13 protein-coding genes are annotated in these 12,838 nt (G+C 66.2%); 4 read left to right on the forward strand and 9 right to left on the reverse strand.

The genetic code is table 11. The annotated features are described in order from the left end of the window. Positions 1–50: 50 nt before the first annotated feature. The 4 genes from U5914_RS08170 to secF all read right to left on the reverse strand — a co-directional run bounded on the left by U5914_RS08170 (position 51) and on the right by secF (position 5,379). Complete coding sequence (locus U5914_RS08170) at positions 51–857, reverse strand: TrmB family transcriptional regulator (RefSeq protein WP_336135267.1); 807 nt, start codon at positions 855–857, stop codon at positions 51–53. Between the two features lie 97 nt (positions 858–954). Then, positions 955–2,574: a DUF255 domain-containing protein gene (locus U5914_RS08175; protein WP_336135268.1), complete on the reverse strand. Its 1,620-nt coding sequence runs from the start codon at positions 2,572–2,574 to the stop codon at positions 955–957. Positions 2,575–2,905: 331 nt separating this feature from the next. Continuing rightward, the gene (locus U5914_RS08180) at positions 2,906–4,504 is read right to left on the reverse strand and encodes a preprotein translocase subunit SecD (RefSeq protein WP_336135269.1); all 1,599 of its coding nucleotides are present in this window, start codon (positions 4,502–4,504) and stop codon (positions 2,906–2,908) included. Beyond that, entirely contained in the window at positions 4,501–5,379 is an 879-nt protein-coding gene (gene secF / locus U5914_RS08185) for a protein translocase subunit SecF (protein ID WP_336135270.1), read from the reverse strand. Before secF ends, U5914_RS08180 begins: the two co-directional genes overlap by 4 nt. 249 nt (positions 5,380–5,628) lie before the next feature. On the opposite strand from secF, the gene U5914_RS08190 reads away from it, so the two are divergent. Next, the gene (locus U5914_RS08190) at positions 5,629–6,432 is read left to right on the forward strand and encodes an MOSC domain-containing protein (RefSeq protein ID WP_336135271.1); all 804 of its coding nucleotides are present in this window, start codon (positions 5,629–5,631) and stop codon (positions 6,430–6,432) included. Between the two features lies 1 nt (position 6,433). Here U5914_RS08190 and U5914_RS08195 read toward each other — a convergent pair whose 3' ends face one another. Both U5914_RS08195 and U5914_RS08200 read right to left on the reverse strand, forming a co-directional pair. After that, positions 6,434–6,904 carry a DUF5812 family protein gene (locus U5914_RS08195; protein WP_336135272.1) on the reverse strand — a complete coding sequence of 157 codons (471 nt, stop codon included), beginning with the start codon at positions 6,902–6,904 and terminating at the stop codon, positions 6,434–6,436. A 76-nt stretch (positions 6,905–6,980) separates the two neighbouring features. Next, the gene (locus U5914_RS08200) at positions 6,981–7,511 is read right to left on the reverse strand and encodes a DUF8056 family protein (RefSeq protein ID WP_336135273.1); all 531 of its coding nucleotides are present in this window, start codon (positions 7,509–7,511) and stop codon (positions 6,981–6,983) included. 117 nt (positions 7,512–7,628) lie between these two features. Here U5914_RS08200 and U5914_RS08205 point away from each other — a divergent pair, with 117 nt between their 5' ends. Continuing rightward, a complete protein-coding gene (locus U5914_RS08205) occupies positions 7,629–8,918 on the forward strand; it encodes a glucose-6-phosphate isomerase (protein WP_336135274.1) in 1,290 nt (429 codons plus the stop codon). A 239-nt stretch (positions 8,919–9,157) separates the two neighbouring features. Here the strand turns inward: U5914_RS08205 and U5914_RS08210 are convergent, their stop codons facing one another. Next, positions 9,158–9,913, reverse strand: coding sequence for a CPBP family intramembrane glutamic endopeptidase (locus U5914_RS08210; protein ID WP_336135275.1), 756 nt, complete (start codon positions 9,911–9,913; stop codon positions 9,158–9,160). A 99-nt stretch (positions 9,914–10,012) separates the two neighbouring features. On the opposite strand from U5914_RS08210, the gene U5914_RS08215 reads away from it, so the two are divergent. Further along, positions 10,013–10,144, forward strand: a complete 132-nt coding sequence (locus U5914_RS08215; RefSeq protein WP_336135276.1) for a CopG family transcriptional regulator — start codon at positions 10,013–10,015, stop codon at positions 10,142–10,144. A gap of 17 nt (positions 10,145–10,161) precedes the next feature. Here U5914_RS08215 and U5914_RS08220 read toward each other — a convergent pair whose 3' ends face one another. Both U5914_RS08220 and U5914_RS08225 read right to left on the reverse strand, forming a co-directional pair. Then, a complete protein-coding gene (locus U5914_RS08220) occupies positions 10,162–10,617 on the reverse strand; it encodes an NOB1 family endonuclease (protein WP_336135277.1) in 456 nt (151 codons plus the stop codon). A gap of 5 nt (positions 10,618–10,622) precedes the next feature. After that, positions 10,623–10,862 (reverse strand): PRC-barrel domain-containing protein, encoded by a 240-nt coding sequence (locus U5914_RS08225; RefSeq protein ID WP_336135278.1) that lies wholly within the window; start codon positions 10,860–10,862, stop codon positions 10,623–10,625. 156 nt (positions 10,863–11,018) lie between these two features. Between U5914_RS08225 and infB the strand changes: the two genes are divergently transcribed. Then, complete coding sequence (infB, locus tag U5914_RS08230; protein ID WP_336135279.1) at positions 11,019–12,827, forward strand: translation initiation factor IF-2; 1,809 nt, start codon at positions 11,019–11,021, stop codon at positions 12,825–12,827. The last annotated feature ends 11 nt before the right edge of the window (positions 12,828–12,838 follow it).

The raw sequence follows: 12,838 nt of genomic DNA on the forward strand, positions 1-12,838 counted from the left end.
TCACACAATAAAGCGCCCGTCGGGACGGAATGCGGCGCTGAACGGCGGACTCAAAAGGAGAGCGACTGGGCTTTCTCCCAGCGGGGTTCGAACTCGGCGCGGACGTTGCCCGCGAACTCGCGGTCCTTGAGGTCTATCATGGCGAAGACCTCCTGACTCTTGAGGGGGTGTGGCACCTCGATGACGACCTCGTTGCGGTCGATGAGCGTGAACGTACCGGAGACGTTCTCGCTGGTGCGAACGGCGAAGTCGTCGTGTTCGGTCAGCGAAGCCCGGTAGCGCTCGCCGATGGACTCCGGCAGGACGGGAACGAGGTCGGGCCGCATCAGGAGTTGGACCTCGACGCCGCGTTCGAGGGCGTCGCTCAACTCGTCGAGGATGAGCGTCCCGACGGTGTCGATGTCGAAGAACTGCTCGGTGTAGGTCGAAAGCACCATGACGATGCGGGAATCGGCCGCCGAGAGCCGCTCGACCAGCAGGTCGATGGTTTCGTCGGGGCCGACGGCGGCGGTCCAGAAGGTGTCCTCGACGGGTTCGGCCGTTTCGAGTTCGCCGGTGAGTTCGTCGACGATGTCCTCGTACTGATTGGCCTTCTCGCTGAGTTCTTGCTTTTTGTCCTCCAGCAGGCGGTCCAGCGCCGTCGTCGGCTCGACGGCGACGTACTTCTTGGGCCGTGAAGCCGACTGCGAACGGATGAGGTTGTACTGTTCGATACTGTTGAGCACGTCGTAGATGCGGCCCATCGGCACGTCGCTGACGCGCGACAACTCTTTGGCCGTTGTGGGGCCGGTTTTTAAAAGCGCCCGATACGCGCGAGCCTCGTACTCCGAAAGCCCGAGATCTCTGAGGCTTGCCATTATCGTGGCTCTCTCCCCCGGGGGCTATAAACACACCGGAGGTTTTCCAATCGGTGAGTTGTTGATTCGCGAGGCGTCTCAGAAACGCCGGCCCGTATCAGGGTGCGGGGCCGTCGGCGGCCCGTTCGAGCAGTTCGTCGGGGGTTTCGGCGGGGTCGGTCTCCTCGCCCGACCGGACGACGACGGCGTCGTCGCGCTCGCCGGGGACGACGACCTTCTCGTGGTCGGCGATGCGGAGCGCGGCCCGATGGAGGTCCGTGCCCGCCGGGGGCGTCCGGACGACGAGCGGGTCGTAGTGGGCACGAGCACAGGCGGCGGCGTAGCCCGCGACCTCGACGCCCATGCGGTCGTAGGCGCCCGCGAAGGCCGCCAGCGCGTCGGTGGCGGTCTCCATGTAGCGGTCCTCGCCGGTCAGTGCCCACAGGTCGATGAGCGCGTCGGCCATCTCGGCGTTCGTCTCCAGCGGCCGCAGCGGGCGGTCCAGCAGGCCGGCGCCGGTCGGCTCGCCGTCGAGGAAGGAGTCGTCGGCCGCGACGAGGCGGTCGATGGCGTCGTCGGCGACCGCACGAGCGGGTTCGAGCCAGCCGTCGGGGCCGGTCACCTGTGCGGCGGTCGTGAGGCCGCCGAGCAGGCGGGCGTGGTCCGCGAGCAGCCCCGTTTCGCTGTCCTCGGCGTCGAAGTGGGCGACGCGACCGTCGACGAGGTGGGTATCGAGGACGTGCTCCAGCGCGCGCTCGGCGTACCGGGTCGCCCCGTCGTGGTCGGTGACGGCGGCGAACGAGAGGAGTGCCTCGGCGACCATGCCGTTGCGGTCCGCGAAGACCGTCTCGTCGACGTGGGGTGGCTCGGCCTCCTCTCGGTCCGAGGGGTTCATCGTGTAGTAGTCGTCGTCAGCCGCCTGACTGCCGGCGAAGGCCTCGCCGGTCCAGAGGTCCATCGTCAGGTAGTCGACGGCCCGCTCGGCGGTGTTCTCGTAGGCGTCCTCGCCGGTATAGAGGTAGCCGGTGGTGAAGGCGCGCACGAGGCCGGCGTTCTCGTCGGCCAGTTTCTCGCGGTGGGGGTCGCCCCAGTTGCGGCTCTCGGCGAACCGATAGAAGCCGCCGTCGTAGGTGTCCTGCAGGTGGGTCCGCACGGCTTCGAGCGTCCGGGTCGCGCGGTCGCGGTCCCGCTTGAGGGCGAACTCGATGGTTCGCGGGAGGGGGAACTTCCCGCCGCTGCCCCAGCCGCCGTACTCGTCGTCGAAGGAGGCCGCGACCTGTTCGACCATGTGGGCCTCAATGTCGGCGGTCACCTCGCCGCTCGGCGGGTTGCTATCCGAGAGGTTCCGCGGAATGCTGCCGGCGGCGGTGCCCTTGGCGTTCCACGTCTCACGGACGCTATCGAGGACGCCGCGCATCGTATCGGGAGCGAGATACGTGGCGCCGGTCAGCACTTCGCCGCCGGGCGTCAGGAAGACGGTCGTCGGAAAGCCGCCCATGTTGTAGCGTTCGCGGACGCGAGGGTTGCGGTCGACGTCCACGCGGACGGGGACGAAGCTCTCGCCGATGTTGGCGGCGAGTTTCGGGTCCGAATACGTCTCCTCGTCCATCCGCTCACACCAGTCACACCACGGCGCAGTCAGGCAGGCCAACACGGGCTTTCCGGCCCGGTCGGCGACGTCGAAGGCCTCCTGTCCCCACGGCCGCCAGTCGACCAGCGTCCCGTCTCGAAAGGTCATACGACTCCTTTCGTGAGCGGGGACGAAAGGGCTTCGAAGGCGGTGACGGTCGATAATAAACCGGACATATTAGAAGTGAGAACGAGCGTACGTATCGAGCGGTTGATTCATCTCTTATATACTGAAACGCACTTAACCACAGAGAATAGCATCCGCCGAGCGGGGCCTTCGAAAAGGCCCCCGAGGCGGTTCCCGCTGGCGAGGGTCGAAGACCGAGCCAGCGTAGCGCGCACGGACTGGAGCGCGGCGAAGCCGCGCGAAAGGAGTACGCGCGCATATTTTCCCCACGTTTTTGCCGGCGGGCCGCAGGCCCGCCGTGCAAAAAGTGGGCTTACTTGTCGCCCAACACGAGGATACGCAGGATGTCACCGTAGGCCGGCCGGGTGATGAGCACCCCGATGAGGACGCCGACGATGGTGACGATGGCGAAGCCCTGCAGGTCACCCAAGGAGAGGACCGCCAGCGGCGACATGGCGATGATGGTCGTCGCCGCCGCGGCCCCGATGACCCAGAAGGCCTTCCGGAATCGGGACTCGAAGACTTTGGAGGTCTTTACCTCCCCCTGTTGCATGATTTCGTCCGCGATTATCACGAGGTCGTCGACCCCCGTCCCGATGACCGCGATGAAGCCGGCGATGTGTGAGAGGTCCAGCGATAGGCCGGTGACGGCGGCGAAGCCCAGCAGGATGTAGACCTCGGCTGCGGCCGTCAGCAGCATCGGCGCGGCGACCTCCGTCCTGCGGTACCGGAGGAAGACGACGAAGGCGACCGCGAGGACGGCGGCGAAGCCGGTCGCGATGGAGAGGGGTTTGAACTGCTGGGCGAGACTCGGCTGGAGGTAGAACGACGTTCCGCGGTTCCCGATGTCCAGCGTCGTCCGGAGGGCGCCCTCACGCATGTTGATCTCGAGTTCGCGGGCCTCCTCCAGCGAGGAGGCGGTCGTCCGGTAGCTGGGGTCGTCGGCCCACGAACCGGAGCGGAACGAACTCGCGAGGTTGTCGTTGACGCCAGCGGCGAAGACGACCTCGCCGTCCAGCGTCGTCAGCAGACAGCGGTCGCCCTCGAGTTCGGGCTTGTTCTCCTCGAGGCTCCGGTTGAGGTCGTAGTTCCGACAGTGGGTGCCGCCCTGCTGGTCGAAGCCGTACTCCTGCATCGACGACTGGAACTCGGGCGCGGCGCTTTCGGAGACGCGAAGCGGAACGTAGGGCGTCCCCTGCTGGTCCTGCTGGGCGGTCCCGATTTCGGTGAAGTCGCTCTGGTCGAGCAGCGAGACGGAGCGATAGGTCCCGTTTTCGGGATACAGCGCGACGACTTCGACCTGCCCGCGGTCGCCGATGATGTCGATGACCTCGGTCCGGTTCGCGCCGGGGACCCGGACGAGCATGAACTGCTGGCCGGGCGAGGAAACCTGCGTCGCCTGCCCGCCGCTGAGGCCCTGCCCGCTGAGGCGGTTGTTGAGGACGTCCTCGACGCCATTGCGTGTGTCGGCGGTGACGCCCATCCGGACGTCGTCTTCGGTCACGTCGAGGCCGGCCGCCTGCAGGGCGGCCGCGTACTCGGCCTGCGTGATGTTGCCCTCGTAGCGGTCCTTGAACAGTTCGACCGTGTTGCTGTCGGCGCTTGCACGCACGTCGCCGGCGCTGACGTTGAGTTCCTGTTGAACGGTTCGCTCGATGGCCTGTTCCTCGTCGCGGGTGAACTCCGCTTCGACGGTCATCCCGACGAGCGGGGCCCGGACCTGCGTCCCGCCGGAGAGTTCGAGGCCGAACTGGAGGTTGGTGTATTCGGAGGTGGTCGCTTGCGAGGTCTCGTTGTCCATCTCCTCGCCGCCGCCGAGCAGTTCCCCGAACGGGAAGAGCGCGACGGTACTCACGACGACGAACAGCGCGAGCAGCCAGATACGCCAGTGTTTCTTGATATGCAGTTTCATTTCGCGATCGCCTCGTATTTGTAGTAGCGAAGCAGGCTCACGTTGAGCAGGTAGGTGTTCATCAGGTCAGCCAGCAGACCGAACGTGAGAACGAGGCCGACCTCGGGCAACAGCGGAATCCCGAAGAGGCTGGCGACGGCGGTCATCACGATCATCGCGGCGATGGAGGTGACGGTCATCGTCACACCGGTCCGCATCGCCCGGAACGTCGAGGTGTAGAAATCACCGTGCCGCCGGAGGACGTGGTTGTTCAAAAGCAGGTCAGAGTCCACGCTGTAACCGATGAGCATCAGGAGCGCCGCAACCGTTCCCAGCGTCAACTCGATGTTGAACAGTCGCATCAGCGCCAGCGGAATCATGATGTCGGAGAAGGCCGAGGCGACGACGGCGATGGAGGGGACGAACGTCCGGAACATGAGAAAGACCAGCGCCGCCATCCCGGCGAAGGCGATGACGAGGCCGAAGACGGCCTGCGTCTGGGAGTCGGAGGCGAAACTCGCGCTCCGTTCGCCCTGCTGTTGGACGTCGTAACCGGCGTCTTCGGCCTGTGTCACGAGGCCGTCGAGGTCCTCGTAGTTCTCCGATTGGAACTCGACGATGTAGGTGTTGCTGGTCGGCGACCCGACCTGTGTGACCCCTTCGACGGGTTCGTCGAACGACGATTCGATCTCTGCGGGGGAATCGGCCGTTCCGTTCGTATGTATCTGTATCTCCGCGCCGCCGGTGAACTCCATGCCGAGTTCGACCGGCGTTCCCGCCACGACGGTGGCGACGGCGAGAATCACCAACGAGGCCGCCAGTAGGCCGAGCGGTATCGCGACCAGCTGGCGGTTGGTGTAGTCGGAATAGTCGACAGTCGGTACCGACAAGTCCATGCGTTGCGGTGTGAGGGCCCCGCGAATAAGGGTTATCGTTCGTGCGTCGAAGGGGTCGCCGTGAACCGGCCACAGCGCCCCCATCTCGCCGTGTCAGCCGTCCCCACGCCTCGGGGTATTTAAATATCCCGTCGGAGACGGCCGGCCGATTCCGGACTGTTCCGTTCGACCCGCTCCATTCGGGAAGCCGACCGGAACCTTCGGGGGTCACCGAACGCTTGAAACCCGGCCGCCACACATACTCGCCCGATGGGAACGCCGACGCTGGAGCGCATCGTCGTCTACCCGGTCAAGTCGCTGGACCCCCACGACACCCTCGAACGGGTCGAAATCAGGCCGGACGGCGGCCTCACCTACGACCGCCGCTTCGCGATGGTCGCCGCCGACGGCGAGTATATAAACGGCAAGAACGATCGCCGGGTCCACGAGTTGCGGTCGGGGTTCGACCCGAAAGCCGGCCGACTGACGCTGCGGCCGAACGACGGCGACTCGGCCGCCTTCGACGTCGACGAGCGTGAGGCCATCGAGGCGTGGCTGACCGACTACTTCGGGGAGCCGGTCGAACTGAAACGCGGCGAACGGGAGGGCTTTCCGGACGACACGCTCGCCTCGGGGCCGACCGTCATCGCGAAGGCGACGCTCGAAGCGGTCGCGGGGTGGTTCGACGGCATCGACGCCGACGAGATGGAACGACGGCTCCGGCCGAACCTCGTCGTCGGCGGCGTCGAGGCGTTCTGGGAGGACCGCCTTTATAAGAGTGAGGGGACGGCTGTCGGCTTCCGTATTGGCGACTGCGAGTTCGTCGGGTCGAACCCCTGTCAGCGGTGTGTCGTGCCGACTCGCGACCCGAAAACGGGCGAGGAAACGCCGGGCTTTCGGGAGACGTTCATGCAAAATCGCGAGGAGACGTTGCCCGAATGGGCCTCGGAGGCGTGGTTCGACCACTACTTCCGGTTGATGGTCAACACCTTCGTCCCCGAGGAGACGGTCGGCACGGAACTGCGCGTGGGCGACGAGTTTGAGATACTCGGCGAACGGCCATATCCGGCATAACTCAGGGCAGATAGCGAACGCTGACGACGCCCGGTTTGCTCCGAATCTCGACGCGGTTGACGTCGAGGCGGGCGGCCCGAACCAGCGTCGCCTCGTCGTTGAGGACGTCCTCGATGGCTTCATCGGTCTCGTCGTCGGGGACGGTCAGGACGTGCAGTTCGCCGGTGCCGGCGCGCTCCCGGGTCGCCAACTCGCCTTCGGCCTGCTCGGCGGCGATATCGCGTTCCTGTTTGGTCGGCGGTTCGGGACTGTGCTCGACGGTGAGGTTTCGTCGGGCCTCGATTTCGACGAGTTCGTAGGTCACTTCCATCGGCGGTTCGGGGGCGACGGCCCCTTCGAGCAGGTCGCCCTCTTCGAGGTCGGGGTTGTCGCCGAGGGTGTGGACCTGCCCGCGGTCGACGTCCTTCAGGACGGCCGAGGTGTCGTCGACGTGCGTGACGAGAAAGCGGCCTTCCGTCTCGGTTTCGCTCATGGTCGAGTGAAGGCGCTCGGGCTTTTTCCGCGTTTCGCGGGGTGGGGTGACACACCAGCGCCGATTCGCGGGGTGGCTATCGGAACCAGCGGTGGACGAGATAGATGCCGACGGCGCCGGCCAGCGGGAGGAGCAACGAGAGTGATTCCGGCAGCGCATAGAGGGCATCGACGAGGGGGGCGGTCACGCCGGAGGGTTCCGGCCGCGTCGTCACCTCGCCGTCGGTGGTGAACTCGGCGGGCATCGAGGCGACGGCGCCGAGATACAGCGTGACGAGGTAGCCGGCGCCCGACGCCGCGAGGGCGGTATCGTAGCGGGCGTCGCTGCCCTCCCGTCGGTGATGACGGGCGACCAGTAGGATGGGCGCAAGGAGGGGTGCGGTCACGAGGAAGCCGAGGAAGACGAACACCGACCGGACGAAGGTGACCGTCCCGCCGCTGAGGTTCGCCGTCGTCGCGATGCTGACGACCAGTGCGAAGGTGAAAAACACCGCGAGCAGGCCGGCCAGCAGGCCGCCGAGGACGGCGTAGACCCGGAACGCGCGGGACTGGCTCTGTCGGAACGCGTAGGGAACCGCGCCGAAGACCCCCGAATACGCCTCGCTCATTGCCGTCGGATAGGGCCGTCCGGCGAATAAACCGCCCGGTATCGGTCGTCGTGGCGCCGGGCGATGGTCTACGGACACATCGTCAACGCCTTTGTGACGCGCCCCGCGCTGACGTACATGAACGTCGATTTCGGGAACGCGCTGGCGACGGAGACGAACCGGGGGGTCTCCGAGGACTCCCTCGAACGCCTCGACGAACGCGTCGCTCGCATCCACGAGCGCATCGAGGCGGGTATCGAGGACCGGGAGTTCGGCTACGCGAGCCTCGCGCTTCCGGCGGATACTGACCCCGAGGAGATTCGGGAGGCCGTCGCGGGGTTCGACCCCGACGCCGTCCTGACGGTCGGTATCGGCGGGTCCTCGCTCGGCGCCGACACCATCTCGGCCGCACTCGGACTGGAGGGCCACTACTCGCTGGATAACGTCGACCCGGCCCACACCAAGCGCCTGCTCGCCGACCTGCCGCTGGAATCGACGCTGGTCAACGTCGTCTCCAAGTCGGGAACGACAGCCGAGACGCTGGCGAACTTCCTCGTCGTCCAGGAGGCGATGGACGAGGCGGGCGTCGACTGGACCGAACGCACCGTCGTGACGACGGGCGAGGAGGGACCGCTTCGGGAGTTGGCCGACGAACACGACCTGCCGTCGTGTTCGGTCCCCGACGGCGTTCCCGGTCGTTTCTCGGCGCTGTCGGCGGTCGGCCTCCTCCCGGCGGCGGCGCTCGGCGGCGACATCGAGAGCGTCCTCGATGGTGGCGCCGCGGGCCGCGAAGCGCTCACCCCGTCGCTGTTCGAGTCGCCGGCCTACGCCTACGGCGCGGTGGCCTACGCCCTCGAGCAGCGCGGGGCGACGACGAACGCCTTCGTCCCCTACGCCGAGGACCTCGAGCCGTTCGCCGAGTGGTTCGCCCAGTTGTGGGCCGAGAGCCTCGGCAAGGACGGCCTCGGGCAGACGCCCGCCCGCGCGCTCGGCGCGACCGACCAGCACTCCCAACTGCAACTCTACCGGGCGGGTCGGGCGGACAAACTCGTCACGCTCGTCCGGCCCCGGGAGCGGTCGGACCTCGCGATTCCGGAGACGGACATCAAGGAGCTCTCGTATCTCGGTGGCGGCAGCCTCGGCGACCTGCTCGACGCGGAGTTCGAAGCCACCGAGGCGTCGCTGGCGGCGGCCGACCAGCCGAACGTTCGTATCGAAATCGACCGCCTCGACGCCGAGGGCGTCGGCGAACTCCTCTATGCGATGGAGGCCGCCTGTATCCTCTACGGCGAACTGCTGGACGTCTCGACGTTCACCCAACCGGCCGTCGAGTGGGGCAAGCGCGCGGCCCGCGGCCTGCTCGGTGGCGGCGACTTCGAGGAGGCCGACGCGGTCGAAGACAAGACGGTTCGTAGCGTCGAGAAGTAGGATTTCGGCGGGATTATCGGATATCTGACGTGGAACGGCTGTTTCTGCTGGTTGAACCTCCGACACCTTGGTGGACTGAAAGGGCGAGGCTCGGTGGCGACGGAGTGGAGTCGCTAAGCGGGCCCTATCCGACCGTAGGGAGGATATCCCGCTTAGCGACCGCCAGCGAGCCGAGGGCTTTCGGGCTGTTCGCAGTTAGGGAGCCGGTACACTTCACTTATAGAATCACGTAGCCGGAGTCAGAACGCGCCGATGGCTTCGAGGTAGCTGCTCCCGAAGACGATGGCGTTGTAGACGCCGTGGGCGATAATCGGAACGAGGAGGTTGCCGGTGTATTCGTATGCGGCGCCGAGCAGGCCGCCGAGGAGAAAGAGCACAGCCAGCGTCGTCAGGAGGGCGGTTCCGAAGCCGCTGGTCAGACCGTAGGCGGGGACGTGGACCAGCGAGAACACCGCCGCGGCGACGACGACGGCGCCGCCGTCGCTGTCGAGCGCCTCGCGGAGGCGCGTCTGGATGACGCCGCGGAAGAGCAGTTCCTCGGTGGGGCCGGTAATCAGAATCGAGAGGGGAATGAGCGGCAGCAGGGCCGCCGGGTTCTCCTCGGCCGACTGGGCGACGGAGTGTTCGGTCGTCGTCAGCCCGAGTTGCTCGATGACCAACGACGCGACCGCGAGCGCGCCGAAGAGGACGACCGTCGCGATGACGGCGAAGCCGAGATCGCGGAGCGTCGGCTTCGAGATGCGGAGATACGACCACGACAGGTCGTGGCGGTCCATGTAGAGGCCGGCGACGGCGACGAGGCCGGCCCCCTGTGCGATCAGCGCGACGGCGTTCCGTTCCGGGGAGTTGGCCGGGAGCGGTACGACCGCGGAGACGAGCGAGATGCTGATGACGCCGAGCAGCAGGCCGACGAAGAGCCCCGCGAGGGCGAGGCCGGCCGCCACGGCGACGGTGGCGACCGGGGACGGGGAGGCTCGGTCGGTGGAGTAACTCATCGTCGGCGCTACGGGAGCGAGGCGAATTAACCTTGTCAGTCCGGCGTCGGCTACTCGTCTGACGAGATTTTATGCGGATGTCTCACATACCTATGAGGCATGCGTCGCTACACCCTCGTCTGCGACGAAGAGACCGCCGAGGAGATCGAGGGGTTGGCGGTCCAGTACGGCCTCACCGAGCAGGAGGTCCTCGAACAGCTCGTCGGCGTGGGTATCGACGAGCTCGATTGACCCGTACGGGGACGCCCTCAGGGTCGCTTCCGTTCGAGGTCGCTGCCGCAGATTTCACAGCGGTCGCGGTGTTCGTCGAAGACCCGGCCGCAGCCCTGACACTGGAACTGCCAGTCGCGGCGCTCGTCGATGCCGTCCTGTGCGATGACGTCGACCGAGATATCGAGTTTCTCGGCGACGTTCTGCATCGCGTAGTCGTCCGTGACGAGCGTCGCGTCGAGTTCGAACGACGTGGCGAGCAGGCGGATGTCCGTCCGGGAAAGCTCTTCGAGGTCGCCGGTTTCGCGCGCGGCGCGTTCGACGCGTTCGATGGTCGCGGGGTCGGGGATGTGAATCTGCATGCCCGAACCCTCCAGCGCGTCGAAGCGGTAGCCGGCCTCGTCTTCGAGTTCCTCCCGAACCATCGGGATGGTCGCGATGCTCTGATCGGTGGTGTAGTCGTTGATAAATGCCGACGAATCGAGAACGTGCATCGAGGTTAGCGGGAGACGACGATGTTGTCCTTGACGGCCTGCACGCGGGTGAAGGGGATGAGCAGGTTACCGTGTTCGTCGCGGTCGAACTCCGTCGAGGTGACCCGTTCGGCGGGGTCGACGATGACGTGGTGGAGCGACCCCGTCTTCAGGTCCATCGTGATGTTGTAGAGCGTTCCGAGGTTCATGCCGTCGGAGCCCATGACCTCTTTCTCCGAAAGGTTCTCGGCGAGTATTTCGGTCATACGCCCCGCTATACGGGGACCGTCTATCAACGTTAGGGTCCGCGACCGCGCTCGACGGCTCAGTTCCGGGCGTCGGTCGGTACGACGACTGCCGACAGCGCGACATTGAAACCGTTATATGCTGCGGTCGGCTGTACGTTCATAAGGGATTCTTCTATGTCTGACGCCCACACCACCGACGACGGGGATTCGGAGTCGCTGCGGACGCCCATCGTCGCCGTACTCGGCCACGTCGACCACGGCAAGACGAGCCTGCTCGACAAGGTGCGCGGCTCCGCCGTCACCGCCGGCGAGTCGGGCGCGATTACCCAGCACATCGGCGCGACGGCCGTGCCGCTGGAGACCATCTCGGAGATGGCGGGCGCGCTGGTCGACCCCGACGACTTCGACCTGCCCGGCCTGCTGTTCATCGACACGCCCGGTCACCACTCCTTTTCGACGCTGCGCTCCCGCGGCGGCGCCTTGGCTGACATCGCCATCCTCGTCGTCGACGTCAACGACGGCTTCCAGCCGCAGACGTGGGAGGCGCTGGACATCCTCAAGCGAACGCAGACGCCGTTCATCGTCGCCGCGAACAAGATCGACACCATCCCCGGCTGGAACCCCAACCCGGACATGCCGGTCCAGCAGACGCTCGAAAAGCAAAGCGAGCGGGCCGAAAGCCGCCTGAATGAACAACTCTACGAGATTATCGGCCAACTGTCCGACGAGGACTTCTCGGCAGACATGTACTGGCGGGTCCAGAACTTCCGGAAGAACATCGGCGTCGTCCCCGTCTCCGCGGAGACGGGCGAGGGCGTCCCGGACCTGCTGACGGTCATGATGGGCCTCTCGCAGCGCTATCTCAAAGAGGAGATGGCCGTCGACGTCGGCGGCCCCGGCGTCGGCACCGTCCTCGAAGTCAAGGAGGAACGCGGCTTCGGCGCGACCATCGACATCGTCCTCTACGACGGCACCATCCGCACCGACGACACCATCGTCGTCGGCGGACAGAACGACCCCATCGTCACCGAGGTGCGCGCGCTCCTCCAGCCCCAACCGCTCGCCGAGATTCGCACCGAAAAACAGTTCGAGCAGGTCGAGGAGGTCAAGGCCGCCGCGGGTGTGAAAATCGCCGCACCGGACCTCGCGGACGCGATGGCGGGCGCGCCCGTCCGCGTCGTCCGCGACCGTCCCGTCGAGGAGGTCATCGAGGAAGTCCAGGCCGAACTCGCCGAAATCGACGTCGTCACCGAGGAGGAAGGTGTCGTCGTCAAGGCCGACACGCTCGGCTCGCTGGAGGCCATCGCCTCGACGCTGAAGGAAAGCGAGATTCCAATCGTCCGCGCCGAGGTCGGCGACGTCGCCCCGCGTGACATCGCAGTCGCCTCGACCGCCGAGGAGGGCAAGCACAAGGCCATCCTCGGGTTCAACGTCGACGTGCTGGAGGACGCCGAACGCGAGGCCGAGGAAAGCGACGTGAAACTGTTCGTCGACGACGTCATCTACCAGCTCATCGAGGAGTACGAGGAGCACGTCGAGAGCATCGAGCGCGCCCAGCAGGAGCAGGTACTGGACAAGATTCAGCGACCCTGCCGGTTCCGCATCCTCGAGGACCACACCTTCCGGCAGTCCAACCCCGCTGTCGTCGGCGTCGAGGTCATGTCGGGCACCCTGAAGCGCAACTCCCGCGTCGTCAAGTGGGACGGCAACGAGCCCGAACGCGTCGGCCAGCTCAAATCCCTACAGGACGCCGGCGAGGATGTCGACGAGGCCCGCGCGGGCGAGCAAGTCGCCGCCTCCATCGACGGCCCGACGGTCGGCCGGCAAATCGAGGAAGGCGACGAACTCTGGACCGAGATTCCCGAGAAACACGCGAAAATCCTCGAACAGGAACTCTCCGACGAGATTCCGACCGACGAACTCGAAGCCCTCGGAATGTACCTCGACAAACACCGGAAACGGGACCCGTTCTGGGGGAAGTAGACGGTTTGTGT

The organism is Natronomonas amylolytica (genome assembly GCF_037031205.1).
Classification (GTDB): domain Archaea; phylum Halobacteriota; class Halobacteria; order Halobacteriales; family Haloarculaceae; genus Natronomonas; species Natronomonas amylolytica.

Excerpts from the sequence above, each read along its gene's own strand:
- U5914_RS08170 (WP_336135267.1), bottom strand. The coding sequence starts at position 857 with ATGGCAAGCCTCAGAGATCTCGGGCTTTCGGAGTACGAGGCTCGCGCG.
- U5914_RS08175 (WP_336135268.1), bottom strand. The coding sequence starts at position 2,574 with ATGACCTTTCGAGACGGGACGCTGGTCGACTGGCGGCCGTGGGGACAG.
- U5914_RS08180 (WP_336135269.1), bottom strand. The coding sequence starts at position 4,504 with ATGAAACTGCATATCAAGAAACACTGGCGTATCTGGCTGCTCGCGCTG.
- secF (WP_336135270.1), bottom strand. The coding sequence starts at position 5,379 with ATGGACTTGTCGGTACCGACTGTCGACTATTCCGACTACACCAACCGC.
- U5914_RS08190 (WP_336135271.1), top strand. The coding sequence starts at position 5,629 with ATGGGAACGCCGACGCTGGAGCGCATCGTCGTCTACCCGGTCAAGTCG.
- U5914_RS08195 (WP_336135272.1), bottom strand. The coding sequence starts at position 6,904 with ATGAGCGAAACCGAGACGGAAGGCCGCTTTCTCGTCACGCACGTCGAC.
- U5914_RS08200 (WP_336135273.1), bottom strand. The coding sequence starts at position 7,511 with ATGAGCGAGGCGTATTCGGGGGTCTTCGGCGCGGTTCCCTACGCGTTC.
- U5914_RS08205 (WP_336135274.1), top strand. The coding sequence starts at position 7,629 with ATGAACGTCGATTTCGGGAACGCGCTGGCGACGGAGACGAACCGGGGG.
- U5914_RS08210 (WP_336135275.1), bottom strand. The coding sequence starts at position 9,913 with ATGAGTTACTCCACCGACCGAGCCTCCCCGTCCCCGGTCGCCACCGTC.
- U5914_RS08215 (WP_336135276.1), top strand. The coding sequence starts at position 10,013 with ATGCGTCGCTACACCCTCGTCTGCGACGAAGAGACCGCCGAGGAGATC.
- U5914_RS08220 (WP_336135277.1), bottom strand. The coding sequence starts at position 10,617 with ATGCACGTTCTCGATTCGTCGGCATTTATCAACGACTACACCACCGAT.
- U5914_RS08225 (WP_336135278.1), bottom strand. The coding sequence starts at position 10,862 with ATGACCGAAATACTCGCCGAGAACCTTTCGGAGAAAGAGGTCATGGGC.
- infB (WP_336135279.1), top strand. The coding sequence starts at position 11,019 with ATGTCTGACGCCCACACCACCGACGACGGGGATTCGGAGTCGCTGCGG.